General features: G+C 69.0%; 23 protein-coding genes. 13 read left to right on the forward strand and 10 right to left on the reverse strand.

Annotated elements, in window-relative coordinates; genetic code table 11:
- Window positions 1-23: 23 nt before the first annotated feature.
- The gene (ccrA, locus tag ACQEU1_RS33210) at window positions 24-1,337 is read right to left on the reverse strand and encodes a crotonyl-CoA carboxylase/reductase (RefSeq protein ID WP_382444991.1); all 1,314 of its coding nucleotides are present in this window, start codon (window positions 1,335-1,337) and stop codon (window positions 24-26) included.
- A 163-nt stretch (window positions 1,338-1,500) separates the two neighbouring features.
- On the opposite strand from ccrA, the gene ACQEU1_RS33215 reads away from it, so the two are divergent.
- Together ACQEU1_RS33215 and ACQEU1_RS33220 are read left to right on the forward strand one after the other, a co-directional pair.
- Entirely contained in the window at window positions 1,501-1,860 is a 360-nt protein-coding gene (locus ACQEU1_RS33215; RefSeq protein WP_433211927.1) for an SPW repeat protein, read from the forward strand.
- Between the two features lie 64 nt (window positions 1,861-1,924).
- Window positions 1,925-2,491, forward strand: coding sequence for a TetR/AcrR family transcriptional regulator (locus tag ACQEU1_RS33220; RefSeq protein ID WP_433210216.1), 567 nt, complete (start codon window positions 1,925-1,927; stop codon window positions 2,489-2,491).
- Here ACQEU1_RS33220 and mce read toward each other — a convergent pair.
- Window positions 2,454-2,900, reverse strand: a complete 447-nt coding sequence (gene mce, locus ACQEU1_RS33225) for a methylmalonyl-CoA epimerase (protein ID WP_433210218.1) — start codon at window positions 2,898-2,900, stop codon at window positions 2,454-2,456. The genes ACQEU1_RS33220 and mce overlap by 38 nt on opposite strands.
- Before the next feature lie 125 nt (window positions 2,901-3,025).
- Here mce and ACQEU1_RS33230 point away from each other — a divergent pair, with 125 nt between their 5' ends.
- The 5 genes from ACQEU1_RS33230 (at window position 3,026) to ACQEU1_RS33250 (ending at window position 8,088) form a co-directional block, all read left to right on the forward strand.
- Window positions 3,026-4,216 carry an acetyl-CoA C-acetyltransferase gene (locus tag ACQEU1_RS33230; RefSeq protein WP_433211930.1) on the forward strand — a complete coding sequence of 397 codons (1,191 nt, stop codon included), beginning with the start codon at window positions 3,026-3,028 and terminating at the stop codon, window positions 4,214-4,216.
- 11 nt (window positions 4,217-4,227) lie between these two features.
- Window positions 4,228-5,178 (forward strand): methylmalonyl Co-A mutase-associated GTPase MeaB, encoded by a 951-nt coding sequence (gene meaB / locus ACQEU1_RS33235; RefSeq protein WP_433210220.1) that lies wholly within the window; start codon window positions 4,228-4,230, stop codon window positions 5,176-5,178.
- A complete protein-coding gene (locus ACQEU1_RS33240) occupies window positions 5,175-5,783 on the forward strand; it encodes a hypothetical protein (RefSeq protein WP_433210222.1) in 609 nt (202 codons plus the stop codon). Before meaB ends, ACQEU1_RS33240 begins: the two co-directional genes overlap by 4 nt.
- Window positions 5,784-5,932: 149 nt before the next feature.
- Window positions 5,933-7,444, forward strand: coding sequence for a sensor histidine kinase (locus tag ACQEU1_RS33245; protein WP_433210224.1), 1,512 nt, complete (start codon window positions 5,933-5,935; stop codon window positions 7,442-7,444).
- On the forward strand, window positions 7,435-8,088 hold the full coding sequence (locus ACQEU1_RS33250) for a response regulator (RefSeq protein WP_433210226.1): 654 nt from the start codon (window positions 7,435-7,437) through the stop codon (window positions 8,086-8,088). Before ACQEU1_RS33245 ends, ACQEU1_RS33250 begins: the two co-directional genes overlap by 10 nt.
- A 55-nt stretch (window positions 8,089-8,143) precedes the next feature.
- Here the strand turns inward: ACQEU1_RS33250 and ACQEU1_RS33255 are convergent, their stop codons facing one another.
- The 3 genes from ACQEU1_RS33255 to ACQEU1_RS33265 are packed head-to-tail and all read right to left on the reverse strand — an operon-like array spanning window position 8,144 to window position 12,746.
- Entirely contained in the window at window positions 8,144-9,661 is a 1,518-nt protein-coding gene (locus ACQEU1_RS33255; protein ID WP_433210228.1) for an alpha/beta hydrolase, read from the reverse strand.
- A gap of 7 nt (window positions 9,662-9,668) precedes the next feature.
- Window positions 9,669-11,204, reverse strand: coding sequence for an alpha/beta hydrolase (locus ACQEU1_RS33260; RefSeq protein ID WP_433210230.1), 1,536 nt, complete (start codon window positions 11,202-11,204; stop codon window positions 9,669-9,671).
- A 12-nt stretch (window positions 11,205-11,216) separates the two neighbouring features.
- Window positions 11,217-12,746, reverse strand: a complete 1,530-nt coding sequence (locus ACQEU1_RS33265) for an alpha/beta hydrolase (protein ID WP_433210232.1) — start codon at window positions 12,744-12,746, stop codon at window positions 11,217-11,219.
- Window positions 12,747-12,909: 163 nt separating this feature from the next.
- Between ACQEU1_RS33265 and ACQEU1_RS33270 the strand changes: the two genes are divergently transcribed.
- Window positions 12,910-13,206 carry a hypothetical protein gene (locus ACQEU1_RS33270; protein ID WP_433210235.1) on the forward strand — a complete coding sequence of 99 codons (297 nt, stop codon included), beginning with the start codon at window positions 12,910-12,912 and terminating at the stop codon, window positions 13,204-13,206.
- Here the strand turns inward: ACQEU1_RS33270 and ACQEU1_RS33275 are convergent.
- Genes ACQEU1_RS33275 through ACQEU1_RS33295 form a run of 5 tightly spaced genes read right to left on the reverse strand, consistent with a single transcriptional unit; the run spans window position 13,188 to window position 18,008 of the window.
- Complete coding sequence (locus ACQEU1_RS33275; protein WP_433210237.1) at window positions 13,188-14,162, reverse strand: ABC transporter substrate-binding protein; 975 nt, start codon at window positions 14,160-14,162, stop codon at window positions 13,188-13,190. The genes ACQEU1_RS33270 and ACQEU1_RS33275 overlap by 19 nt on opposite strands.
- Window positions 14,163-14,177: 15 nt before the next feature.
- Window positions 14,178-15,236, reverse strand: coding sequence for an ABC transporter permease (locus tag ACQEU1_RS33280; protein ID WP_433210239.1), 1,059 nt, complete (start codon window positions 15,234-15,236; stop codon window positions 14,178-14,180).
- Window positions 15,236-16,000 carry an ATP-binding cassette domain-containing protein gene (locus ACQEU1_RS33285; protein WP_433210241.1) on the reverse strand — a complete coding sequence of 255 codons (765 nt, stop codon included), beginning with the start codon at window positions 15,998-16,000 and terminating at the stop codon, window positions 15,236-15,238. The genes ACQEU1_RS33280 and ACQEU1_RS33285 overlap by 1 nt, the downstream gene beginning before the upstream one ends.
- Entirely contained in the window at window positions 15,997-16,995 is a 999-nt protein-coding gene (locus tag ACQEU1_RS33290) for a class I mannose-6-phosphate isomerase (protein ID WP_433210243.1), read from the reverse strand. The genes ACQEU1_RS33285 and ACQEU1_RS33290 overlap by 4 nt, the downstream gene beginning before the upstream one ends.
- Before the next feature lie 29 nt (window positions 16,996-17,024).
- Complete coding sequence (locus ACQEU1_RS33295) at window positions 17,025-18,008, reverse strand: LacI family DNA-binding transcriptional regulator (protein WP_433211933.1); 984 nt, start codon at window positions 18,006-18,008, stop codon at window positions 17,025-17,027.
- A gap of 330 nt (window positions 18,009-18,338) precedes the next feature.
- On the opposite strand from ACQEU1_RS33295, the gene ACQEU1_RS33300 reads away from it, so the two are divergent.
- The 5 genes from ACQEU1_RS33300 to ACQEU1_RS33320 all read left to right on the forward strand — a co-directional run bounded on the left by ACQEU1_RS33300 (window position 18,339) and on the right by ACQEU1_RS33320 (window position 25,816).
- Window positions 18,339-20,609: a GH92 family glycosyl hydrolase gene (locus tag ACQEU1_RS33300; protein ID WP_433210245.1), complete on the forward strand. Its 2,271-nt coding sequence runs from the start codon at window positions 18,339-18,341 to the stop codon at window positions 20,607-20,609.
- Window positions 20,610-20,637: 28 nt separating this feature from the next.
- Complete coding sequence (locus tag ACQEU1_RS33305) at window positions 20,638-22,884, forward strand: LuxR C-terminal-related transcriptional regulator (protein ID WP_433210247.1); 2,247 nt, start codon at window positions 20,638-20,640, stop codon at window positions 22,882-22,884.
- 107 nt (window positions 22,885-22,991) lie between these two features.
- Complete coding sequence (locus ACQEU1_RS33310; RefSeq protein WP_433210249.1) at window positions 22,992-23,786, forward strand: hypothetical protein; 795 nt, start codon at window positions 22,992-22,994, stop codon at window positions 23,784-23,786.
- Between the two features lie 78 nt (window positions 23,787-23,864).
- Window positions 23,865-24,776, forward strand: a complete 912-nt coding sequence (locus tag ACQEU1_RS33315; protein WP_433210251.1) for an ABC transporter ATP-binding protein — start codon at window positions 23,865-23,867, stop codon at window positions 24,774-24,776.
- A complete protein-coding gene (locus ACQEU1_RS33320; RefSeq protein WP_433210253.1) occupies window positions 24,773-25,816 on the forward strand; it encodes an ABC transporter permease in 1,044 nt (347 codons plus the stop codon). The genes ACQEU1_RS33315 and ACQEU1_RS33320 overlap by 4 nt, the downstream gene beginning before the upstream one ends.
- Window positions 25,817-25,837: the final 21 nt, after the last annotated feature.

Here is a 25,837-nt window from a genome sequence, read left to right on the forward strand (position 1 = left end):
CCCGTTCGGGTAACCCCGGAAGGTCACACACCCCGGAATCGATTGATAGCTGTGAGGTGCTTCGCGCGCAGTTCGTGATCCAACACACCAAGACCTTCTTCCGGCGCAAGGCAGAGCACGCCGACCTTGCCCTGGTGTGCGTTGCGGTGCACGTCGTGCGCGGCCTGTCCCGTTTCGTCCATTGAGTACACCTTGGACACCGTCGGGTGGATCTTTCCCTTGGCGATCAACCGGTTCGCCTCCCACGCCTCGCGGTAGTTCGCGAAGTGCGAGGAGAGGATGTGCTTGAGGTTCATCCAGAGGTAGCGGTTGTCGTACTGGTGCATGTACCCGGACGTCGAGGCGCACGTCACGATCTTGCCGCCCTTGCGCGCCACGAACACCGACGCGCCGAACGTCTCCCGGCCGGGGTGCTCGAACACGATGTCCGGGTCCTCGCCACCGGTCAGCTCGCGGATGCGAGCGCCGAACCGCTTCCACTCCCGCGGGTCCTGCTCGTGCTCGTTCTTCCAGAACTTGTAGCCCTCCGCCGAACGATCGATGATCAGTTCGGCGCCCATGGAACGAACAATCTCGGCCTTCTCCGGCGACGAGACGACGCAGACCGGCGTCGCGCCACCGTTCAGCGCGAACTGCGTGGCGTACGAACCGAGCCCGCCGGACGCGCCCCAGATCAGCACGGTGTCGCCCTGCTTCATGTTCGCGCCGTTGGTCGACACGAGCTGCCGGTACGCCGTGGAGTTCACGAGACCGGGAGACGCGGCCTCCTCCCACGTGAGGTGGCGCGGCATCGGCATCAGCTGGTTCGACTTCACCAGGGCCAGGTCGGCGAGGCCACCGAAGTTCGTCTCGAAACCCCAGATCCGCTGCTGCGGGTCGAGCATCGTGTCGTTGTGCCCGTCCGGCGCTTCCAGCGGCACGTCCAGACAGTGCGCCACGACCCGGTCACCCGGCTTCCACGCCGTGACGCCGGGACCGACGCGGACGACGACACCGGCCAGGTCCGAGCCCACGACGTGGTACGGCAGGTGGTGCTTGCCGCCCAGCTTCTTCAGGAAGCCGAACGTCGACACCGGCTCGAAGATCGACGTCCAGACGGTGTTGTAGTTGATCGCGGACGCCATCACCGCGACCAGCGCCTCGCCGGGCCCGAGCTCGGGCGTGGCGACCTCGTCGACGTGCAGCGACTTGCGAGGGTCTTTGTCCCTCGTCTCAAGGCCTGAGAACATCTCGGCCTCGTCCGCGTGCACGGTCACGCCCCGATAGCTCTCCGGAACGTCCAACGAACCGATCGCGTCCAGCTCGTCGGCCAGGATCGCGTCAAGGATCTTCTGCACGGCGGCATTCCTTCCCTAGTGAGGGATAGTCGCAGGTTGCCGGAGGTTACTCAGTAGTAACCGATTCAGAATCCTGCTTGTGAGGGATTCCACTCGGAAGAGTTGACCGGGCGGCCAACCAAGGAGGAGCATTGAGGTGTCCGACAAGGAGGAGGTGGTGGAGATGACCAAGGCGTGGACCAGGTGGCAGGACTGGACCGAGGTGGCGATCGGTGTTCTGGTGCTGCTGTCTCCGCTCGTCGTGGACACCTCGAACGCGGCCATGTGGACGATGATCGTGCTCGGCGCGCTCATCGCGGTCGACGGACTCGTCGACCTCGCCAGGCCCGCGATGATCTACGGGGAGTACGTGCAGGTGGTGCTCGGAGCACTGCTGTTCATCTCGCCGTGGGTGATGGGCTACAGCGACCTGATGGCGGCCTCGTGGGTCTCCTGGGCCGGTGGCGTGCTCACCGTGGCCGCGGGGGCGCTGGCGATGCCCTCCGCGAACGCCGCGCACTCGGCCGCGGCACAACCGCACTGATCAGGCAGGCAAACCTGTGGGCCCAGGAGCTTTCTTGGGCCCACGCACTCATGGAGGCGAACGCGTGGAGGATTCGGCCAAGGAACGCATCCTGACCGCGGCCGAGGAGCTCTTCGCCGACGGAGGCTTCGACGCCACCCCGACGTCGAAGATCGCCGAACGCGCCGGCGTGCCCAAAGGCCTGGTGCACTACTACTTCAACCGCAAGAAGGACCTGCTCGCCGCACTCGTCGCGAGGCTGCCGGACAGCACGGTCGACCACCGCCGGGTCGTCGTCGCGGGGGACGTCGCGGAGTCGTTGAGGAGGCTCGTCGCCGCCCTGGACGCACGCCTGAACGCCTCTCCGCTGCTCTCACACCTGCTCTGGCGCGAGGCGGACACGCACTCAGCCGTCAGAGATGCGATGCGGGCGCGCTACGACAACGTCGCCGCGCAGATCCAGCAGGTCATCCTCGCCGCGGGCGGGGCGGACGTCGCGGTCAAGGACGTCGAAGCCGCCGCGGCCCTCCTCGCGCTCGCCGTCAGCTACCGGCACTCGGTGGCGAGGCACAGCGACGAGGAGGATCCGATCGACCGAGAGCTGAACTTCGTCGCTAGTGCTTTGACGCAGCAGGCTCGACCAGCTCGATGAGCACGCCACCCGCGTCCTTGGGGTGCACGAAGTTCACCCGGCTGTCGGACGTCCCGCGCCGCGCCGCGTCGTAGAGCAACCGCAGCCCCTTCGCCCGCAGTGCGTCCGCCGCGACGTCCACATCGGACACCCGGTAGGCGAGCTGCTGCAGGCCGGGCCCGGACCGGCCGATGAACTTGGCGATCGTGGAGTCCTCGTTCAACGGAGCCAGCAGCTGGATCGCGGTCCCGGCGGCGTCGCCCGGCGCGTGCAGCATCGCCTCGCGGACACCTTGCTCCTCGTTCACCTCTTCGTGCGCCACTTCGAGGCCGAAGTTGTCGCGGTAGAACGCGATGGCGACGTCGAGGTCAGGTACGGCGATGCCCACATGGTCGATCGCGGTCACGAATCGAGCGATGTCTGCGTTCATAACGGCGAAGGGTAGCTACCTGATCGGTGCAGGTGTCCCTGTGCGGGGTCTCACACGATTACCGCCCAGTAAGCGCCGGTATGGTGCCTAGTTAACGACCGTTCGCTCTTCCAATGGAGGCAGTTGTGTCCGGTTCCGTGATCGTCGCCGGGGCGCGCACCCCGATGGGCCGACTGCTGGGATCGCTCAAGGACTTCTCGGGCGCCCAGCTGGGTGGCGTCGCGATCAAGGCGGCACTGGAACGCGCGGGCGTCGCCCCCGAGCAGGTGCAGTACGTGATCATGGGTCAGGTGCTCACCGCCGGCGCGGGCCAGATCCCCGCCCGCCAGGCCGCCGTGGCCGCGGGCATCCCGATGAACGTGCCGGCGCTGACCATCAACAAGGTCTGCCTGTCCGGCATCGATGCCATCGCGCTGGCCGACCAGCTGATCCGCGCCGGTGAGTTCGACGTCGTCGTGGCCGGTGGCCAGGAGTCGATGACGCAGGCGCCGCACCTGCTGCCGAAGTCGCGCGGCGGGTTCAAGTACGGCGACGTCACGATGCTCGACCACATGGCGCACGACGGCCTGTTCTGCGCGTTCGACCAGGTCGCCATGGGCGTCTCGACGGAGAAGCACAACGAGCGCTACGGCGTGACCCGCGAGGAGCAGGACGCGTTCTCCGCGCGGTCGCACCAGCTCGCCGCGAAGGCCGCCGAGAACGGCGTGTTCGAGGCCGAGATCGCGCCGGTCGCGATCCCGCAGCGCAAGGGCGACCCGGTGCTCTTCAGCACCGACGAGGGCGTCCGCGGCGACACGACCACCGACACCCTCGGCAAGCTGCGCCCGGCGTTCGCCGCGGACGGCACGATCACCGCCGGTTCGGCGTCGCAGATCTCCGACGGTGCCGCGGCGGTCGTCGTGATGAGCAAGGCCAAGGCCGAGGAGCTGGGCCTCGAGTGGATCGCGGAGATCGGCGCCCACGGCGTCGTCGCGGGCCCCGACGCCTCGCTGCACGAGCAGCCGTCCAACGCCATCAGGGCCGCCTGCGCCAAGGAGGGCATCGACCCCGCCGACCTCGACCTCATCGAGATCAACGAGGCGTTCGCGGCCGTCGGCATCGTCTCCACCAAGAAGCTCGGGATCTCCGAGGACAAGGTCAACGTCAACGGCGGCGCCATCGCGCTCGGCCACCCGATCGGCATGTCCGGCGCCCGCATCGCCCTGCACCTCGCTCTCGAGCTGCAGCGGCGCGGCGGCGGCGTGGGTGCCGCGGCGCTGTGCGGTGGTGGTGGTCAGGGCGACGCTCTGATCATCCGCGTGCCGTCCAAGGCCTAACCTCCTCGGCTGTGGCCAAAGCTGTTGACGTACCAGGACTGGTCGACCGCGCGCGTGACGGCGAGCCGCGCGCGGTCGCCAGGCTGATCTCCCTGGTGGAACAGGCGAGCGAGGCGCTGCCCGAGGTGGCGGCCGCGCTCGCACCCCACACGGGCAAGGCGCAGGTCATCGGCCTGACCGGTGCCCCGGGAGTCGGCAAGTCGACCTCCACCAACGCCCTCGTGCGCGCTTTCCGCGAGCAGGGCAAGAAGGTCGCGGTCATCGCCGTCGACCCGTCCAGCCCGTTCTCCGGCGGCGCGCTGCTGGGCGACCGGGTGCGGATGGGCGACCACGCGACGGACCCCGGCGTGTTCATCCGCTCGATGGCCACCCGCGGTCACCTCGGCGGTCTCTCCTGGGCGACCCCGCAGGCGTTGCGGGTGCTGGACGCCGCGGGCTTCGGCGTCGTGCTGGTGGAGACCGTCGGCGTCGGCCAGTCCGAGGTCGAGATCGTGGCGCTCGCCGACACGACGGTCGTGCTGCTCGCGCCGGGCATGGGCGACGGCATCCAGGCCGCGAAGGCGGGCATCCTGGAGATCGCCGACGTGTTCGTGGTCAACAAGGCCGACCGCGACGGCGCCGACCAGACCGCCCGCGACCTCAAGTACATGATCTCCCTCGGCCGGCGCGACCGCGAGGGCCCGCTCTGGCGTCCGCCCGTCGTGAAGACCGTGGCCGCGCGGGGCGAGGGCCTGGACAAGGTAGTCGAGGCGATCGGCGAGCACCACGCGTGGATGGCCGAGCACGGCGAGCTCCACGAACGGCGGCTACGGCGCGCGGGGGCCGAGATCGAGGCGATCGCGGTCGAACGCGTGCGCACCCGGTTCGGCGGAGTCGACCAGCTCGCGAAGCGCGTCGTCGAGGGTGAACTCGACCCGTTCGCGGCGGCCGAGCAGTTGATCAGCGGTAACCTGCGGCCATGACCGCTTGGGGACCGCCTCCACCCGTCGTCGTCGACCTCGGCAAGAGCGACACCCGGAAAGTCCTGATCGGCGGCTCGGTCGCCGGGATCCTCGGCGTCCTCGCGCTGGTCGGCGCCGTGACGGCGTTCCTCGACGGCGAACCGGTCGGCGGCAGCATCGCGGCCGTCATCGGCATCGCGTTCACGTTCATCGGCGTGATGGCCGTCGTGAAGTGGAAGACCATCTCCCGGCCGCGCAAGCTGATCATCGAGCAGCAGGGCATCCGGCTGGACGACCCGCAGGGCATGCCGTGGGCCGTGGGCTGGCAGGAGCTGGGCGCCATCTCGATCTCCCGCACGCAGGAGCGCGCCGTGCAGCTCGCGGACGCGTTGGTCCGCCGCACGCTGGTCCGCGTCGACCTGCACCCGCGCGACCCGCAGCGGTTCCGGCCGGCGCACCCGACGATGGAACCGATGTGGGAGTTCCACCGCGTGCAGAACGGCTACCGGCTGCCGCTCGGCGACTCGGCTGGGTTCATCGCGCCGATCGACCAGGCGCTGCGGACGTTCGCCCCGCAGATCTACCGCGGCGTCATCGACGAGGGCTTCACCGTCGGCCTGCACTGAGCGTGACGATTCTCCATACAAGACGCCCCTCTACTCTCAGTAGTCCCAAAGTTCACTGTTTGCAGTGATGGTCTCCCCCTTGACTACTCAGGGGAGTTACCCTCAGTCGTTCGTGCGGTGTCACTTCTATCCCCCCAAGGGGTGAAGCCGTGGGCGGCAACGTGAGCACAGAACAGCGGGTTCTGGACGTCGTGCTGTCCTTCGCCGAAGACGACACGCTTCCCGAGCTCCTCCGCCACGTCGTCGAGTCCGCCTGCGACCTGACCGGCGCTCCCTACGGCGCGTTAGCGGTGATCGACGGCCACCGCGAGCTCACCGAGTTCACCGCCCGCCACGACGGCCAGGTCCAGATCACCTCGGGCGACCCGCGTTCGATCAACGCCGCCGACTTCCTGGGCGCGCCGATCAAGGTCCACGACGAGACGTTCGGCAACCTCTTCCTGAGCGGGAAGGCCGAGTTCACCGGCCAGGACCGCGACGTCCTGCACGCGCTCGCCACCGCGGCGGGCAGCGCCGTGGGGCACCTCGACCGCTATGAGCAGACCCGCAAGCGTGAGGTCTGGCTGCGCGCCGCAGCAGAAGTCACCACTGACCTGCTGTTAGGCACGAACGGCCGTGACGCTCTCTACCGCGTCGCGCGCGCAGCACGTCGTACGGCCAATGCGGACTTCGCGGCGTTGGTGCTGCCCGACCACAACGGCGACCTTGTCATCGAGGTGACCGTCGGCGGCACGTACGACGCCGAGGGCATGCGCGTGCCGAAGGAGGGCACCTCGACGTACCGCGTCTACGAGTCGGGCATGGGGGAGTGCCACGACGAGGGCACGCTGCCCGAGGTGCCGGGCCCGTGCGCGGTGGTGCCGATGAAGGTGGGCGACCGCACGATCGGCGTGCTCCTCGTGACGCGGCTGGCGGACGAGCCGAGCTTCGACGACCCGGACCTGATCGAGACGTTCGCCGCCCAGGCCTCCCTGGCACTGGAGTTCACCAGGGCGAGAGGTGACACCGAACGACTCGCCGTCCTCGAAGACCGCGACCGCATCGCCCGCGACCTGCACGACCTCGTCATCCAACGACTCTTCGGCCTGGGCCTGGGGCTCCAGGGCCTGACCGGCATGATCGGCAGACCCCAGGTCGTCGAACGGATCAGCGGCTTCGTGGAGGAGGTCGACCACACGATCCGCGAGATCCGCCGCACCATCTTCTCCCTGCAGGAACCACCGTCCGGCAGCACGAGCCTGCGCGGCCAGCTGCTCAACGCCGTGCACGACTCAGCCCGGCTGCTGGGCTTCGAACCAGACGTCTCCCTGGAAGGCCCACTGGACACGGTGGTGCCCGACCAGGTCAGACCAGACCTGCTCGCGACCCTGCGCGAGGCGCTGACGAACGTCGTACGACACGCACGAGCGAAGCACGTGGCCGTCGCCGTAACCGTCGACCGCACCGTGTCGAGTCTCGAGCTGTTGGTCAAGGACGACGGCAGAGGCTTGCCGTTGGCTGACGATTCCGGCGGCCTGCCCCACCACGCGGGCGGACTGGCCAACATGGCGGCTCGGGCGCGGCGCCACCACGGCGACTGCGCGGTCGACTCGATCCCCGGCACGGGGGTGAGCGTCACCTGGTTCGTCCCACTGGTGCTGCAGGAGGCGAGATGGCGATAGCGGTGCTCTTGGTGGACGACCACGAAATCGTGCGGCGAGGCCTCGTCCAGCTGCTGGCCCAGGCCGAAGACGTGGAAGTGGTGGGCCAGGCGGACAGCGCGGCGGCAGCGGTAGCCCAGGCCACACGCCTGAAACCCGACGTGGCCATCATCGACGTCCGCCTCCCGGACGGCGACGGCGTCACGGTCTGCCGGGAGATCCGCAGCCTGGTCCAACCCCCACCGGCCTGCCTGATGCTCACCTCGTACTCGGACGACGAGGCCCTCTTCGGCGCGATCATGGCGGGCGCCGCCGGCTACATGCTGAAAGAGGTGTCCGGCAACGACCTGACGGCCGCGGTCAGAACCCTCGCCTCAGGCGGCTCACTCCTGCACGCCGGCGTGACCGCGACCGTCCTGCAACGCCTGCGCGGCGGCCCCGAGGAGGACCCGCGCTACGCGGCCCTGAGCCCGCAGGAACGCAGGATCCTCGACCTCATCGCCGAAGGCATGACCAACCGGCAGATCGCGAACCGCCTGTTCCTGGCCGAGAAGACCGTGAAGAACTACGTCTCGTCGCTGCTGCACAAGCTGGGCTTCGACCGCCGGACCGAGGCAGGCGTGTACGCGGCGCGGCGCAGACGCACCCACCCCGGCACCTTCTAGGCGAGTGACGTGCCTGCGGAACCGGCACGCGCAGCCGGTTCCACAGGCAGAGACGTCACCAGCCGAGCCGAACCGCCAGCTCGTGCGCCTTGTCCAGCGGGTTGCCCGCGATCTGCCCAGGCGCCGGCAACGGCACGCCAGGACAGCTCAGGTCCTTGCCCGGCACCACACCGTCGACGAGGTACCGCTCGACCACGTCGTTGACGCAGGCGTTGCCGAACCCGTAGATCCCGTGGTCACCCTCGTCCCGCACGGTCAGCAGCCGCGACCCGGCGAACCGGGCGTGCGCCCGTTGCGCGCCGGCCAGCGGCGTAGCGGGGTCGCGCACCGACTGCACCATCAACGCCGACTCGACACCGTTCCCGTTGGGGCGCTTGAGGTTCACGTCCGGCCGGTCCCACCACGCGCACGGCCCGGTGATCTGGTAGCCGCCGACGAGCGTGTTCTTCTTGACGCTGGCGTTCCCCTCACGCTCCAACGACTTCCGGTCGCCGCGGTACGGGGTGTCGTTGCAGATGATCGACATCTGCGTGCCCATCACGCGGTCCGGGTACTGCCGAGGCGCGGCCAGCGTCGCGATACCGGGGTTCGCGATCATCGCGAACAGCTGGGCGGTCGGCGAGAACGAGTCCTTGCTGTAGAGGCCCGTGAAGATCAGGGCGTCCAGGACCACGGACGTGACGACGGTGCCGTCGGGGAGCGTGTACGGCTGCTCGGCGAGCCTGGCGCGCGTCGACTCGTAGGTCTGGCGCACCTCCTCCGCCGTCTTGCCCAGGTGGAACACGTCGTCGTACTTCGCCACCCACGGCAGGAAGTCCGCGCGGAACCGGAGCTCGGCGCCGGGCGGGAGGTTGTCGAAGACCTTCTGCCACGACTCGGTGAACTCGGTGTTGGAGTCGAGCACGACCTTGTCGAGGGTCTTCGGGAAGTACGTGGCGTAGTAGGCGCCCATCCAGCTGCCGCCGGAGTAGCCGACCCAGCTGACCTTCTTGCGGCCGATGACCTGGCGCAGCAGGTCCAGGTCGCGGACGGTCTGCTCGGTCGTGATGTACCGGCCGAGCTCGCCGGACTTGGTCTGGCAGAACTTCGCCTGCAGCTCCATCCCGCCGTAGATCAGGTCGAGGTTCGCCTTGCTGCGGTCACGCCAGTCCGCGGCCAGGCGGTGCTGGTAGTTGCCGCACGTGACGTTGTCGCTCGCCCCCGTGCCGCGCACGTCGATGCCGTAGACCTCGGCGTTCTCGCTGAGCTTCGGCCGGTCCAGGAACACCATCGGCATCGTGCGGCCCTCGCCGCCCGGTCCGCCGGGGTTGGTGAAGACGGCGCTCTTCGCCTTGCCGGACAACGGAACCGTGCGGCTGACCGCGATCGTGATGGTCTTGCCGTTGCGCGGGTTCCGCCAGTCCATCGGCGCGGTGAAGCTGCCGCACTGGAGTCGTTCGAAGCCCGGTTCGTCGGTGCACTGCTGCCACTTGATCTCCTGCTGGGCGAACGGCGTGCTCGCCGACGCCTGCGGGACCACGATCAGCGACGTGGCCGCGGTGACGGCCGCGATGGCCGCGAGTTGTTTCCTCACAGTGCTTTCACCAACCCAACTGAGTCGCGAGGGAGCGGGCCTGCTCCAGCGGACCGGCGGCCTGCCGGCCCGGTTCGGGCAACGGGACACCGGGGCAGGACAGGTCGGCGGACGGCGTCACGCGATCGACGAGGTAGCGCTCGACGACGTCGTTGACGCAGGAGTTGTCGAAGCCGTAGACGCCGTGGTCGCCCTCGTCCCGCACGGTCAGCAGCCGCGACCCGGCGAACCCGGCGTGCGCCTTGCGGGCGCCCTCGATCGGCGTCGCCGGGTCGCGCTCCGACTGCACCATCAGCGTCGGCGCCACGCCGATTCCGTTGGGGTGCTTGAGGTTCACGTTCGGGCGGTCCCAGAACGCGCAGTGGCCCATGACCTGGTAGTAGCCGAGCAACGGCCACTTGGCGCCGTCCGCGACCGCGTCCCGCTCCAGGAACTTGCGGTCACCGCGGAACTTCGTGTCGTTGCAGACGATGGTGTTCCGCGTGGCGACCTGCGCGTCGGGGAAGCTCGCCTGCGCGGTCAACGGCGACGGCAGCGTGCCGGCCAGTTCGGCGAGCTTGCGTGCGGCGCCGTCGAACGCGTACTTGCTGTACTGGGCCTGGACGAGCACCAGGTCCAGCGTGACCGGGTAGTACGTGCCGTCGGGCAGTGCGACGGGCTGTTCCGCGAGCTTCGCGCGTGTCCGTTCGTAGGCCTGCCGCACCTCTTCGCCGGTCTTGCCGAGGTGGTAGACGTCGTCGTGCTGGGCGACCCACGGTGCGAAGTCGACGCGAAACCGGCGCTCGAAGCCCATGCCGAAGTCGCCGAACACCGTCTGCCACGGCGCGGTGAACTCGGTGTTGGAGTCGAGCACGATCTTGTCGAGCGTCTTGGGGAAGTAGGTCGCGTAGTAGGCGCCCATCCAGCTGCCACCGGAGTAGCCGACCCAGTCGACCTTCTTGCGGCCGATGACCTGGCGCAGCAGGTCGAGGTCGCGCACGGTCTGCTCGGTCGTGACGTACTTCCCGAACTCACCGGCCTTGGCCTGGCAGAACTTCGCCTGCAGCTCCATGCCCTGGTACAGCAGGTCGAGGTTGGCCTTGCTGCGGTCACGCGGGTCGGTCGAGCCGAGCGTGTCGTAGCCGCCGCAGGTGACGTTGCTGCTGGCGCCTGTGCCGCGCACGTCGATGCCGTAGATCTCGGCGTTCTCGCTGAGCTTCGGACGGCTCAGGTAGACCAGCGGCAACGTGCGCCCCTCGCCGCCGGGGCCGCCGGGGTTGGTGAAGACGGCGGTCTTCGCGGTGCCGCCGACCGGTCTGGTCCGGCTGACCGCGATCGTGATGGTCTTGCCGTTGCGCGGGTTGTTCCAGTCCATCGGCGCGGTGAAGCTGCCGCACTCCAGCCGTTCCGCGCCCGGCGGCAGGCCGGGTGGAACGGGGTTGAAGCACTGCTGCCACTTGATCTCCTGCTGTGCCAGGCCACTCGCAGCCTGGGCCTGTGGCGCGATCAGGAGCGATGTCGCGGTCACGACGGCGAGTGCCGCCGCGATCTTCTTGCGGTGCATGCGTTCCTCCCTCTAGCGACGGATGTGCGTGGCGAGCTGGCGCGCGTTCTCCAGCGGGCTCGGCGCGGCCTCATCGGGCGCGGGGAGCGGAACTCCCTGGCACGTCAGGTCCTTCGCGGGCGTCACGCCGTCGATGAAGTAGCTCTCGACGACGTCGTTGACGCAGCTGTTGGTGCCGACGCCGTAGATGCCGTGATCCCCCTCGTTCTCAACGGTGAGCAGCACCGAGTTGGTGAAGCCCTTGTGCGCTCGCCGCGCGCCTTCCAGCGGCGTCGCCGGGTCGCGCACGGACTGCACCATCAACGTCTTCGGCGCGCCGATCCCGTTGGGGTGCTTGAGGTGCACGTCCGGGCGGTCCCAGAACGCGCATGGCCCCATGACCTGGTAGTAGCCGACGAGCGGCCACTTCGCGCCGTTGGTGGCCGACTCGCGTTCGAGGAACCTGCGGTCACCGCGGAACTTCGTGTCGTTGCAGAACAGCGAGTACGCCGTGGCGTTGGCCGCGTCCGGGTAGCTCGCCTGCGCCTTCAGCGTCGCCGGAGCCGTGCCGGCGAGCTCGGCGAAGATCTGCGCGCCGAGCGGGAAGTCCTTCGACCGGTACATGACCGCGCGCAGCAGCAGGTCGAGCTGCACGCCGTTGTAGACGTTCTCAGGCCGCGTCACGGGCTCCTTGTTGAGCTTCACGCGGGCGCGTTCGTACGACTGGCGCACCTCCTCGGCGGTCTTGCCCAGGTGGTAGGTGCTGTCGTACTTCGCCACCCACGGCAGGAAGTCCGTGCGGAAGCGGCGTTCGAAGCCCATGCCCCAGTCGTCGAACGAGTCCTGCCACGGCGCGGTGAACTCGACGTTGGAGTCGAGCACGATCCTGTCCAGCGACTTCGGGAAGTAGGTGGCGTAGTAGGCGCCCACCCAGGTGCCGCCGGAGTACCCGAGCCAGCTGACCTTCCGCTTTCCCAGCAGCTGGCGCAGCAGGTCGAGGTCCTTCACGGTCTGGTCGGTTGTGACGTACCTGCCGAGCTCGCCGGAGCGGGCCTGGCACAGCTCGGCCTGCTTCTTCATGCTGCCGTACAGCAGGTCGAGGTTGGCGCGGCCGCGGTCGCGCGGATCGGTCACGCCCTCCGCGTCGAAGCCGTCGCAGGTGACGTTGCTGCTGGCCCCCGTGCCGCGGATGTCGATGCCGATGATCTCGGCGTTGTCGCTCAGCTTCGGCCGGTCGAGGTAGACCAGCGGTAACGTGACGCCGGGCGCGCCCGGCCCGCCGGGGTTGGTGAAGATGGTCTGCTTCGCGGTGCCGCTCTTCGGTTGCAGCCGGCTGACCGCGATGGTGATCGTCTTGCCGTTGCGCGGGTTGTTCCAGTCCATCGGCGCGGTGAAGCTGCCGCACTCCAGCCGTTCGCCTCCCGGCGGCAGGTCTGGTGTCCCCGGTGCGAAGCACTGCTGCCACTGGATCTTCTGCGCCGGTGCCGCTGATGCCTGTGGTGCGATGAGCAGAGATGCCGCTGTCGCGACGGCGAGTGCCGCCGCGATCGTCCTTCGTCGCATTCGAGCCCCCTCCAATGTGCCTCTAGCTCATCGGTTTCGGGGAACCTGAACATCGGCTGAAGGATGACGGACTCGTACAACTTGGGTCTTAGCCCAACCCGGCCAAACGGCCATGACATGCGTAACGGTCCCGTAGGTGAGACCCACTGGCATCATCGGGGTCATGGGGAAGTCGGACGTGGTCAACGTCGTCGGGGTAGCGGGGGAGGAGCGCCTGGAACTCGCGCTGGAGGAGCGCGGAATCCTGTTGTGCTGCATGGGCGCGCGGCCGGACGTGTGGGCGTCGGGAATGCTGGCCTCGTTCTCCGACGGGGCGACGGTCGTGACCCTGGAGGCGCAGCGGGCCGCGTTCCTCGACGCGCACCCGGCGCTGAAGGCACGCCTGATCGCGAAAGGGACCGTCCCCGCACCGGGAACGGCCCCTGTCCAGTCAGCCGAAGATCAGCAGGACTGCTTGTAGAAGTACTTCGAGTTGGCCTCGGCGTCGTCCTTCGTGATGGCGACGAGGTCGGTCTCGATGTTGCGCTTGTTCTCCTTGCCGTCGATCGCCGCCACGGCCTGCTCGACGCCCTGCTTGCCGATCGTGGCCGGGTCCTGCGCGATCAGTGCCTGCACGGTGCCCGCCTTCAGGTCCTCGACCTGCTTCGGCGAGGCGTCGAAGCCGACCAGGTTCACCGTGCCGGTCTTGCCGGCGTTGCGCAGACCGGTCGCCGCGCCCTCACCGGTGTTGAGGTTGGTCGCGAACACGCCGATCAGGTCGGGGTTCGCGGCCAGGGTCGCGGTCACCTTCGAGGCCGCGGTGGCGGGCTCGTTGTCGGTGTACTGCTGGCCGATGTACTTGAGGTTCGGGAACGCCTTGATCGCGTCCTCGAAGCCCTTGGCGCGCGCGTCGGTGGTGGACGTGCCCGCCTTGGTGTTGAGCACCAGCACCGAACCGGACTTGCCGGCCGCGAGCTTGTTCAGCGTCTCGGCGGCGAGCTTGCCGCCCTGCTCGTTGTTCGAGGAGATGGACGAGACGCCGATCGAGGTGTCCTGGAGCTTGGTGTCGACCTCGACGACCTTGATGCCCGCGTCCTTGAGCGACTTCATCGGGCCGGCCATCGCCTTGTCGTCGGTCGGCGCGATCAGCACCGCCGCCGGCTTGGACGCGAGGATGCCCGTGACGATCGGGGTCTGCTGGGCCGCGTCGAACTTCGCGGGGGCCTGCGTGTCGAACTCGTAGCCCGCGGCCTTCGCCGCCTCCTCGAAACCGCACTGCATGGAGATGTAGAACGGTTCCGCGGTGATGCCGGGGATCAGCACCATCTTCTTGTTCGCGGCGGAGCTGCCCGAGTTCGAGTCGCCGATCTGCCCACCCCCGCCACAGGCAGCGAGCAGGAGAGCGGCGGAGACGGCGACTGCGGAGCGGATCTTCATTGGTCCAGCACCTTCCTAACGTTGGTTGCGCGCCCGCCGCCGTGTCTGGTCCAGCCACACGGCGGCCACCAGCACGATCGCCACGGCGATCGGCTGCCAGAACTCCCTGACCCCGATGATCACGAGGCCCTTCTCCAACACCGCCGGGATGAACACGCCGAAGACCGTGCCCAGCACCGAACCCATGCCGCCGAAGATGCTGGTACCGCCCAGCACGACGGCGGCGATCGCGTTCAGGTTGTCCGTCTCGTGGCCGGTGACGACCGCGACGCGGAAGAACGCGTTGCCCATGAAGCCCGCGAGGCCCGCGAGGGTGCCTGCGAGCAGGTACACCTTCGTCAGGTGACCGCGCACGGAGATGCCGACGCGGCGCGCCGCCTCCTCGTTCGACCCGACCGCGTACGTGTAGCGGCCGAACCGCGTGGTGGACAACAACAACGCGCCGAGCGCGGTGACGACCGCGGCCACGATCACGATGTTCGGGATGCCGAGGTACGTGCCGGAGCCGAACGTGCGGTTCAGCTTGTCCGGGATGCCCGACACGTTGGAGCCGTTGTTCAGCAACAGGGCCGCGCCCTGCGCCGCGCCGAACGACCCGAGCGTGACGATCAGCGGCGGGATCTTGGCCCGCGAGATCAGCAGGCCGTTCAGCAGGCCCCAGACGGCGCCGCTGACGACCGCGACGACGAGACCGAACCCGATCACGCCCCAGCCCGCGTTCGTCGCGTCACCGCCGGACACCGCGTTCATCGCCAGCGCCGACGACACCGACGCGAACACCAGCACCGAGCCGACGGACAGGTCGATGCCGGACGTGATGATCACGAACGTCATGCCGACCGACAGCACCAGCAGCACCGCGGTCTCCGCCAGCAGGAACTGCAGCGTCGTCACCTGGAAGATCGCGTCCGGGCGGATCGCGCCGAACGTGGCGACCAGCACCAGCAGCACCAGGCCGATCCAGAGCGTGTTCGCGCCGGCCAGCCGCCGAAGGACAGACGGGCCTCGCTCATCGGCTTTTAGAGAATCAGGCACAGTGACAACGTTGTCGTCCTTTTTCTCGTCGGTCGTCATTACGCCGCGTCCTCCTGGGTCAGCGCGCCGGTCATCGCGCCGACGAGTTCCTCGACGCTGGTGTCGGACGCCTTGAAGCGGGCCACCCGGCGGCCGAGGCGCAGCACCTCGACGCGGTCGGAGACCGACAGCACCTCGGGCATGTTGTGCGAGATCAGCACGACGGCGATGCCCTCGTCGCGGACGCGCTTGATCACGTCCAGCACGCGTTCCCGCTGCACCACACCGAGAGCTGCCGTCGGCTCGTCCATGAACACGAGCTTCGACGCCCACGCCACCGACCGGGCGACCGCGACGGACTGGCGCTGACCACCGGACAGCGCCGCGATCGGCACGTCGATGCTCTGCAGCGTCGCGCCGAACCGGGTGAAGTGCTCGGTGGCCTGCCTGCGCATGGCCTTCTTGTCGAGCACCCCGAAGAAGCCCAGCACCCCGGGCTTCAGGATCTCCCTGCCCAGGAACATGTTCGCGGCCGGGTCGAGGTCCGGCGCGACCGCGAGGTCCTGGAACACCGTCTCGATGCCCAGGTCGCGGGCGTCGTTCGGGGAGTTCAGGACCAGCGGTTTCCCGTCGAACGTCAGCGTGCCGCTGGTCGGCCGCTCCACCCCGGACAGGCACTTCACCAGGGTGGACTTGCCCGCGCCGTTGTCGCCGATCAGCGACACGACCTCGCCGGGGTAGGCGGTGAACGAGGCACCGCGGAGAGCCTCCACGGTGCCGTAGTTCTTCGTGAGATCACGAGCCTCCAGCAGCGGCTGGCTCACGGCGTCACATCCTCCACTTCGGACAGAACAGGCGGTCGGCAGCGGATCGCCACCAGGTCACCGGACAGTCCCAGCTCGCCCGCCGCGTGCGGCACGACGACCGTGCTGCCCTTGTGCACCTCCAGCTCGCCGAGCTTGCCCGCGCCCTCCAGCACGACCAGCACGGCGAACGACGGCTCCAACGCGAAGGAGCCCTCGACGTGCAGCCGGTCGGCCTGGAAGAACGGGTCGGCGTCGGAGCCGAGCAGGTCGACCGACGGCGCCCACTTCTCGGACGTCTGGCGCACCAGCTCGTCGAGCTTGCCGCTCCAGCCCTGCCGGTCCACGCAGTCCAGCGCGACGTCGTAGCCGAGACCGAGGTGACCGATGTCGGCGTTGGCGAGGAAGCCGTCCCACTCCAGCGTCACCGAGAAGTCGGTGGGCTGCTGGAGCTCGACGATGAACACGCCCTCGCCGATCGCGTGGGGCACGCCGGCGGGCACGAACACCGTGTCGCCGGGCCGGACGCACACCGGGTTCAGCGCGTCGAGCATCGCCTTCGTGTCCTGCTCCGCGACCCACTCGGCCACCGTGGCCGCGGGCACGTCGTCGCGGAATCCGATGTAGACGGTCGGGTCCGGCCCCGTCGTGCCGACGACGATCCACGCCTCCGTCTTGCCGTGGCGGCAGTTCAGGTGCGACGCCGCGAAGGCGTTCGACGGGTGGCAGTGCACCGGCAGGCGCTGGCCGGCGTCGAGCAGCTTCACGAGCAACGCCGTGTCGCCGCCGAACTTGGCCGCGTGCTCCGCGCCGAGCCAGCCGGTCGGGTCGGCCTTGACCGCGTCCCGCAGGAGCATGCCGTTTGGCAACGTTGTCAGCCCGGCATCGCTGCGCCCGTAGAGCGTGGTCGTCGACGCCACCCAGTCCTCGGGCCCGAAGTCGCCGCTCGTCCCGCCGCGCAGCGCGGCGATCGCCTCGCCGCCGCGGTAGAACTGCTTCGGCTGGTTGGCGGGCAAGCTGACAGGCTGGTGGAGAACACCAGAACTCACGCGTGGACCTCCCCGGATCCTCGTGGCACCAAGCGCACCGGCAGCACGACGCGGCGCGGTGGTGAGTTGTCGCCGTCCAGTCGGGCGAACAACAAATCGGTGGCCGCCTTGCCGAGCGCGCTCGCGTCGTGCGCGATCACGGTCACCGGCGGCGACAGCAGGTCGGCGAGCTCGAAGTCGTCGAAGCCCACCAGCGCGGGCCGTTCCGCGACGCCCGCGAGCGTCCGCAGGATGTGCACGGTGATGCGGTTGTTGCCGGCCACGATCGCCGTGGCGGGCTCACGCATGCTCTGCAGTCGTTGCAGCGTGGTCGCGACGCTGCTCTCGTCGTGCGGACCCATCGCCACGAGCTCCTCGTGGTACCCGATCCCGGCCCGCACACATCCCTCGCGATACCCGCGCAGCCGCTCGTTCGCGGTGAAGATGTCCGGCGCGTCACCGAGGAACGCGATACGTCGATGCCCGTGCGCCGCCAGGTGCGTGACCGCCTCGACCGTCCCGCCGATGTTGTCCACCAGCACCGTGTCCGCGACGACGTCACCGGCGGGCCGGTCCAGGAACACCACCGGCGTCCCGGCCCGCATCTCGGGCACCAGGTAGCTGTGCTGCAGGCCGGCGGGCACGATCAGCAACCCGTCCACGCGCCTGCTGCAGAACTCCAGCGCGAGCTCCCGCTCCCTGCCCGGATCCTCGTCGGACGACCCGGAGATCACCTGTCTGCCCCTCAACCGGGCGATTTCCTCGACAGCACGCGTCACACCGGAGTAGAACGGGTTGCCGACGTCCTCCAGCACCAGCCCGATCGTGCCGGTGGACGATCCCCGGCGCAGGTTGCGGGCGCTCAGGTTCCGCCGGAACCCGAGCTGGTCGATGGCCGCGAGCACGCGCTCGGCGGTGGACGGGTGCACACCCGGCTCGTCGTTGACCACGCGTGAGACGGTCTTGATGCTCACGCCCGCGAGCCGCGCGACGTCGTTCATCGTCGCGCGACGCACCTTGCGCTGACCGGCCACGGGCCCGCTGGGGGACAACGTTGTCATAGTGGCCGTATCTCACCCCGGCTTTACGCCCTTGTCAACAGTTCCCCATCGGTAAAGAGCCCCGCCATTCCGTTGCGCTATGTCCAGAACTGGACAAGAGCTCCCGCCGGTCTTGACCTTGACCGTGTGCGCTCCGCAGTCTTTCGGTGACGGACAGCGTTGTCGGAACCGCTGCCCGGTACGAAGGCCCCCGGGCCGGGGTGCGCATGCGGCGGCGGTTGCACCCCGGCCCGGTCCCTTCCCCGGCCGAGGGCATCTCGAGCGGTGGCGATGATCCGCAACCACCCGACCGGATCACCCCTCGCCCCGCCCGTCGCAACTAGGGTGAACCGCGTGGACGCACTGGATCCCATCGAGTCGGTCAACACCTTCATCGGCACGAAGGACGAGGGCAACACGTTCCCCGGCGCGTCCCTGCCCTTCGGCAAGGCCCACAGCAGCCCGATCGGCTCCCACTACGCCGGTTACCGCTACGACGACCAGCAGATCCGCGGCTTCGGGCACTTCTTCCTGTCCGGCGCGGGCTGCTGGGAACAGGGCGGCCTCGTCTCCGTCCTCCCGGTCACGGCCCTCCCGCAGTCCTTCGACCACAAGCGGTACGCCACCACGTACACGCACGACGGCGAGGTCGGCAAACCCGGCTACTACAAGGTGAAGCTGGACCGCGACATCACCGTCGAGTGCACCGCCACCACCCGGACGGGGGTGGAGCGCTACACGTTCCCCGGCACCGTGAAGCCGATCCTGCTCGTCAACGTGGGCCAGGCCAACGACAAGGAGCCGGTGTCAGCGAGCTCGATCAGGATCCTGGACGACCGCACCATCACGGGAACCGTGGAGACACAGGCCTTCTGCGGCGGTCGCCCCTACGTCACCTACTTCGCGACGAGGTTCGACCGTCCCTTCACCCAGTTCGGCACCTGGGGTCCGACGGGACCGAAGCCGGGGCAGCGGGAGTCCCAGGGCGGCGCCGGCCTCCGCGGGGCCTGGGTGACGTTCGACCTGGGCCAGGTCACCGCGACCACCGCACTCTCCCAAGTGGACGAACAGGGCGCGCTGAACAACCTCGACCAGGAGACGAAGAACAAGACCTTCGACGACCTCCGCAACGAGGCCCAGGACATCTGGCGCGAGGAGCTGCGCTGCGTCGAGATCGAGACGGACGACTGGGACGAGCGCGCTGTCTTCTACACCGCGCTCTACCACGTGCTGCTCCAGCCGCTCACGGGCAGTGACGTCGACGGCCGGTACCGGGGGTTCGACGACCAGATCCACCAGGCCGACGGCTGGACCTACTACGAGTACTACTCGCTGTGGGACACGTATCGCGCGCACAACCAGCTCCTGGCGCTCCTCCGCACGCAGCGCAGCAAGGACATCGCACGCAGCGTCCTCGCGATCCACGAGCAGGGCGGGTGGCTGCCGCGCTGGGCCTACACCAACCAGGAGACCAACTGCATGACCGGCGACCCGGTCACGCCCTTCCTGGTCGACCTCTGGCGGTTCGGGCACCTCAAGGGCTACGAGGAGCAGGCGTACCAGGCGCTCAAGCAGAACGCGGACGGCGTCCCGCCGGAGGCGAGCAGGTTCCAGGGCCGGTCCGGCAACCCGACGTACCTGAGCAGGGGCTTCGTCCAGTACGACAAGCGCTTCCCCAAGAAGGGGCAGGACACCGACCCGCACCACGGCGCGTCGGCGACGCTGGAGTACGCGCTGGCCGACGCCACGCTGGCCATCATGGCCGCGGCGCTGGGCCACACCGAGGACGCGGCACGGTTCCAGAAGCGAGGGCTGAACCACCGCGCGCTGTGGGACAACAGCGTCACGGACCGGGGCTTCACCGGCTTCCCCCGGCCCAAGCTGCCGAACGGCTCCTGGCTCACGCCGTTCACCCCGCAGGGCCCGGAAGGCTTCCACGAGGGCACGGCCTGGCAGTACCAGTGGCTGTGCCAGCACGACGTCGAAGGCCTCATCACCGCCGTGGGTGGCAAGGCCCAGGCGGAGGCGCGGCTGGACGATTTCTTCGCCTACCAGGATCTGCTGGTCGATCCCAAGCGCACGGTCAGGGAAAAGTGGGTCGTCGGGCCGTACGACTACTACAACCAGTTCCGATACAACCCGAACAACGAACCGGATTTGCACGCGCCGTGGATATACGCGCTCATCGGCAAACCGGAGAAGACCTCGGTGGTGGTCCGGGCGGCGCAGACGTTGTTCGTCAACGGCCCCGCGGGCGTCACGGGCAACGACGACCTCGGCACCATGTCGGCCTGGTACGTGTTCAGCGCGCTCGGCATGTATCCGGCGGTGCCCGGCACCGGTGAGTTCGTGCCGCACGCGCCGCGGTTCACGAAAGCCGTGGTCCACCTGGAGAACGGCAAGGACATCGTGATCAAAGCGGATCAGGCGGACGTCACGAAAACCCAGGTGGTGCAGCAGATCAGCAGCGGCTGGCTCGCCAGGAAGAAGGAGCGGATCGAACTGGCGGAGCTGCAGTCGGGCACCACGCTCGAGGTTGATCTCCACACACTTTCCAATTAAGACGCCGGAACGGCCGTAGGCTTCACCGATGGGCATTTGCGCGAGCTGCGGCACGGGTTTCGCGCCGCTGCCGTCGCGCGCCCGTTACTGCTCGAACGCCTGCCGTCAGCGCGCTTACCGTCAGCGTTCGGCCGGTACGTCCACTGTGGTCGCCGAGCTGCCGTCGTACGAGGACGCGTTCGTCGGCAGGGAACGCGAGCTGGGCGAGCTGCTTTCGTTGCTGCGCAAGCACAGGCTGCTCACGCTCGTCGGCTCGGCAGGGGTGGGCAAGACGCGGCTCGCGGCCGAGCTCGCGCGGCGGGCCCGGCGGGCCGAGGTGCGCACGGTCGAGCTGGGGCGGTTGAGCAGGCCGGAGCAGGTGCTGCAGGCCTTCGCGGAAGCCGTTGGGGCGTACCAGCACGCGGGTGTCTCCCTGAGCACGACGTTGTTCCAGGAGCTGGCGCACCGGCGGATCCTGTTGCTGGTCGACAACTGCGAGCACCTCGTCGAGGCGTGCTGCGAGGTCGTGGACGAGGTCCTCGCCCGGTGCGCCGGCGTGCAGGTCCTCGCGACCAGCAGGGAGGCGCTCCGTGCCGTCGGCGAGGTCGTCTACCCGCTGCCCGGCATGGCCGCGGACGCGACGGCGTTGTTCGTCGAACGCGCCGGGCGGCAAGGGGACGAAGAGGCGGTCGCGGCCGTCTGCGCACGGCTCGACGGCGTGCCGCTGGCCGTCGAACTGGCCGCGCGCCTGTCCCGTGAGGTGCCGCTGCACGAGCTCGCGGACCGCCTCGACCAGCGCCTCGACCTGCTCAGCGACGCGGACACCACCCGGCGGCACCGGAGCCTGCGCGCCGCCATCGCCTGGAGCCACGACCTGCTGACCACGGGCGAGCAGGAGCTGTTCCGAAGACTCGCGCTGCTCCCCGGCGGGTTCGGGCTGGACCTCGCCCAGATCGTGCACGGCGCCCCGGTGATCGGGCTGCTCACGGCGTTGCAGGCGAAGTCACTCGTGGTCCGCGAGCAGGACGGCCGGTTCCGGATGCTCGAATCCGTCCGCCTCTACGCCGAGGAACGGCTGAAGGAGCACGGCGAGCACCACCTCACGGCCGAGCGCCTCCTCGCGTGGCTCTGCGAGAAGGGCGAACCCGGCGTCACGTCGTCGATCCTGCGGCCGGAGCAGGTGACGGCGCAGCACCAGGAGTACGACAACGTGGCGTACGCGTTCGCCCATCTGGTCGCACCGGACGACGACCGGCGCCTGATGCTCGCCACGATGCTGCTCAGGGTCTGCCTGGACCGCGGCTACTTCGCGCAGGCCGGCGCGGTGCTCAGGCAGGTGCTGGACTCCACGCCCGCCGACGCGCGCTACCGGATCCTCGCGCTGGAGTACGCGTCCTGGCTCGCCGGGTACGAGGAGCAGCACGAGGAGGCGCTCGAACTCGCTCGCCAAGCCGTCGCGGCGGCGGTGGCCGGCGGGCAGGACGTCATCATGTGCCGCCTGTACCGGACCCTGGCGAACGCCTACGACGGGGTCGAGGACCTGGCGAACGCCGCGAGCGCGCTGCGTCGGTCGATCGAGCACGGCGTGCGCAACGGCAACACGGTCAGCGTCGCCGTGTCCAGCCAGAACCTGGCCTGGCAGCTGCTGATCCAGGGCGATGCCGAAGGCGCCGCGGAGCTGGTCGACGGCGCGTTGCCGGTGCTCAGGTCCCATGCGCGGCCCGATGTGGTGGCACGGGTGGTGCACACCGCCGGTGCGATCGCCCTTGAACGCGGTGACCTGGTCACGGCGGGTGCGCGGTTCGCCGAGGGTGCGCGCATGACGGCGGACTCGCCGAGGGCGTTGCTGGACTCCATCGAGGGGCGCGGCCTGGTCGCGATGGCGTCCGGCAGGCACGAGCTCGGCGTGCGGCTTCTGGCTGCCTGCCGACAGATGCGGGCGGCGTGGGTCGTCGTGGCGGAACCGTGGTGGCGGCGCAAGATGGCCGCCGCGATGGACCTCGCGCGGGAAAACCTGTCGCTCGCCGCGTTTGGACGAGCGTTCAACTCGGGTGAGGCGATGGACGTCCGGCACGCCCTGGAAACCGCGCTGGACAAGGAGATCGTGCAGGACCCGGTGCTGAGCGACCGGCAGCGCACGGTGGTCGAGCTCGTCGCCCTGGGGATGACGAACGCGCAGGTCGCGGCCAAGCTCGGCATCTCACACCGCACGGTGGAATCCCACGTGCACAACGTGAAAACCGTCCTGAACCTTTCAACTCGCGCGCAGCTCAAGACTTGGGCCCAAACGCACTGAGTGCGCACCGCCACGTCCAACTGAGACGTAACGCTGCGGTTCATCCGGATGACTTGCCGCTCCCTGCCGTTCATTGTGAGTACAACAACGGAAGGGGAGGGGGCGACGTGGAACCGTTTCGCATGCTGCACCCCGACCTCGTGCCGCAGCGGCGCGAGTCGCTCCAGCACGCCGCGTCCACGCTGGTCCAGATGGGCCTGGACGACACGGTGCTCTCGGCCTCGCCCGTGCACCAGCGCCTCGCGCGCGTCGTGCTCGCGAGCAGCGGCGTCATCGAGTGGACGCCCGGCTACCGCGCGCAGGAGCGCGACCTCGACGAACGCTTCGGCGTCGTGCGCGTCGGCGGCGACCGCGGCGGGATCTTCCTCTCCGGCGTCCTGATCGCCTACCTCGACGTGCTGGAGAACGCCGCCAGGATGCGCACCTCGATCAACGAGGACTCCTGGCGCACCCTGCTCTGGGCCCCGACCGCCCTCTTCGACCACGTGCTGCGCAGGCCGCAGGTCGGCATGACCGTCATGCCGCCCGGCTGCGGCACCGAGAGCCTGTCGTTCGAACGCACCCAGGCGGGCCAGCGCCTCTACCTCGCGCTCATGCAGGCCGTCCGGTTCGCCGTCAGCGGCGTCGTGCGCGCCGAGGACGACCGCACCCTCGTCGAGGACTGCGTGACGCTCGCGACCGCGTGCCTGCGGGCCGCCGCGGTCGCGCTCGCGTTCGCCGCCGACGTGCCGGAGGGCCTGCCGCTGCCGGTCGTCGAGACCGAGGAGCACCGCTACCTGTGGCAGGTGATCAGCGACGTGCGGGCGGCCGTTCCGCGCGCCCGCTTCGAGCAGTTCTCCGCCGCGCTGCGCAGGTTGAACGACGTCTACACCTCCTGCCCGTTGCTGGTTGCAGGCGGCTGACCTCCAACGTCTCGACTTCGAAGCGACTTTGGTTGTTTCGCCACGCGGGTCGACTGGCGCTCACCTAACGTTCCGCGCATGACGGAGGAACGGTCCGCGGTCGTTGTCCGGGACGTCCGCAAGAGCTACGGCGAGCTGAAAGCGGTGGACGGCGTCTCGTTCACCGTGGCCGAGGGGGAGTTCTTCGGCATCCTGGGCCCGAACGGCGCAGGGAAGACCACCACGCTGGAGATCGTCGAGGGGCTGCGGCAGCCCGACAGCGGTGAGGTCAGGCTGCTGGGCGAGAGTCCCTGGCCGCGCAACGTGAAGTTGTTGCCGCGCATCGGTGTTCAGCTCCAGGCGTCGTCGTTCTTCGAGAAGCTCACCGCGAAGGAGCAGTTGCAGACGTTCGGCGCGCTCTACGGCGTGAGCGCGGGCACGGCCGCGGACATGCTGGAGCTCGTCGGCCTCGCGGACAAGGCGAACGAGCAGGAGAACAAGCTCTCCGGCGGGCAACGCCAGCGGCTGTCGATCGCATGCGCGCTGGTGCACGACCCGGACATCGTGTTCCTGGACGAACCGACCGCGGCGCTCGACCCGCAGGCCCGCCGCAACCTCTGGGACGTGCTGCGCGCCATCCAGGAACGCGGCAAGACCATCGTCTACACCACGCACTACCTCGACGAGGCCGAGATCCTCTGCGACCGGGTGGCCATCATGGACACCGGCAGGATCCTCGCGCTCGACCCGCCCGCCGTGCTGGTGCGCGGCCTCGACGCGCCGACGCACGTGACGTTGCAGCGAGGCGTTCTGTCCGTTGTGGACGCTTCCGCGCTGGACGGCGTCGACGACGCGCACGAGGACGAGGTGTCGCTGACGATCTCCACGCGCCGGCCCGCTCCCGTGCTGTCGGCGCTGGCCGAACGGGGCGCGCTCGACGGCCTGCAGGTGCGCACGGCCACGCTCGAAGACGTTTTCCTCAACCTGACCGGTCGGGAGTACCGCGCATGACCGCGTTCAAGACGCTCTCGGTGGCGATGCTCAAGGGTTTCGTCCGGGACAAGGTGACGCTGTTCTTCACGTTCCTGTTCCCGCTGATGTTCCTGGTGATCTTCGGCCTGATCCTGCGCGACGTCGGCGCGGACAAGACCAAGATCGCGCTGGTCGGCGACGGGCCGATCGTGGCCGCGTTGCGCGACAGCGGCGCGTTGGAGCTGGAGTCTTACAACGACGAGGCCGCCGCCGTGCAGAAGGTGAAGGACGGCGACCTGCCCGCCGCGCTGATCATCCGCGGTCAGGAGCTGGACGTCCGGTTCGCGCAGAGCGACCAGGTCAAGTCCGCCACCGTCGTCGGGATCGTGAACGGCTTCGTGGACAAGGCGAACCTCGCGGCGACCGGCCAGCCGCCGACCTTCACCTTCACCGCGGAGAAGGTCGAGGACGCCTCGCTGAAGCCGATCCAGTTCCTGACGCCGGGCATCCTGTCCTGGGGTGTGGCGGTGTCGGCGGTGTTCGGTTCGGCGCTGACGCTGGTGTCGTGGCGCCGCAAGCAGGTGTTGCGGCGCATCCGGCTCGCGCCGGTGTCCGCCACCTCCGTGCTGTCGTCGCGGGTCCTGGTCAGCGCGGGCGTCGCGCTGGTGCAGGGCGCGACGTTCGTCGGCATCGCGTCGCTGCCGGTGTTCGGGTTGCGGCTGTCCGGGCAGTGGTGGCTCGCGATTCCGTTGCTGCTGCTGGGAACCATCGCGTTCTTCGCGCTCGGCATGCTGGTCGGCGCGTTCGCGAAGACCGAGGAGGCGGCGTCGGCGGCGGCGAACATCGTGGTGCTGCCGATGGCGTTCCTGTCCGGCACGTTCTTCCCTGTCGACCAGGCGCCGGCGTGGCTGCAGACCGTCTCGAAGATCTTCCCGTTGCGGCACATGAACGACGGCATGCTCGACGTGCTGGTGCGGGGCAAGGGGATCGAGGCGCTGGCCTTCCCGGCGGCCGTGCTGGTGGGCTTCACGCTCGTGGTCGGCTTCATCGCCTCCCGCGTCTTCAAATGGGAGGAATAGGACAGGCCCGGTCGTCGTGTG

The sequence above is a fragment of the Lentzea sp. CA-135723 genome (assembly GCF_050936595.1).
GTDB lineage: Bacteria > Actinomycetota > Actinomycetes > Mycobacteriales > Pseudonocardiaceae > Lentzea.

Coding starts and splice junctions, on each gene's coding strand:
- ACQEU1_RS33215 (WP_433211927.1), top strand. CDS start 1,501: ATGACCAAGGCGTGGACCAGGTGGCAGGACTGGACCGAGGTGGCGATC.
- mce (WP_433210218.1), bottom strand. CDS start 2,900: ATGAACGCAGACATCGCTCGATTCGTGACCGCGATCGACCATGTGGGC.
- ACQEU1_RS33240 (WP_433210222.1), top strand. CDS start 5,175: ATGACCGCTTGGGGACCGCCTCCACCCGTCGTCGTCGACCTCGGCAAG.
- ACQEU1_RS33250 (WP_433210226.1), top strand. CDS start 7,435: ATGGCGATAGCGGTGCTCTTGGTGGACGACCACGAAATCGTGCGGCGA.
- ACQEU1_RS33260 (WP_433210230.1), bottom strand. CDS start 11,204: ATGCACCGCAAGAAGATCGCGGCGGCACTCGCCGTCGTGACCGCGACA.
- ACQEU1_RS33265 (WP_433210232.1), bottom strand. CDS start 12,746: ATGCGACGAAGGACGATCGCGGCGGCACTCGCCGTCGCGACAGCGGCA.
- ACQEU1_RS33270 (WP_433210235.1), top strand. CDS start 12,910: ATGGGGAAGTCGGACGTGGTCAACGTCGTCGGGGTAGCGGGGGAGGAG.
- ACQEU1_RS33275 (WP_433210237.1), bottom strand. CDS start 14,162: ATGAAGATCCGCTCCGCAGTCGCCGTCTCCGCCGCTCTCCTGCTCGCT.
- ACQEU1_RS33280 (WP_433210239.1), bottom strand. CDS start 15,236: ATGACGACCGACGAGAAAAAGGACGACAACGTTGTCACTGTGCCTGAT.
- ACQEU1_RS33295 (WP_433211933.1), bottom strand. CDS start 18,008: ATGAACGACGTCGCGCGGCTCGCGGGCGTGAGCATCAAGACCGTCTCA.
- ACQEU1_RS33300 (WP_433210245.1), top strand. CDS start 18,339: ATGATCCGCAACCACCCGACCGGATCACCCCTCGCCCCGCCCGTCGCA.
- ACQEU1_RS33305 (WP_433210247.1), top strand. CDS start 20,638: ATGGGCATTTGCGCGAGCTGCGGCACGGGTTTCGCGCCGCTGCCGTCG.
- ACQEU1_RS33315 (WP_433210251.1), top strand. CDS start 23,865: ATGACGGAGGAACGGTCCGCGGTCGTTGTCCGGGACGTCCGCAAGAGC.
- ACQEU1_RS33320 (WP_433210253.1), top strand. CDS start 24,773: ATGACCGCGTTCAAGACGCTCTCGGTGGCGATGCTCAAGGGTTTCGTC.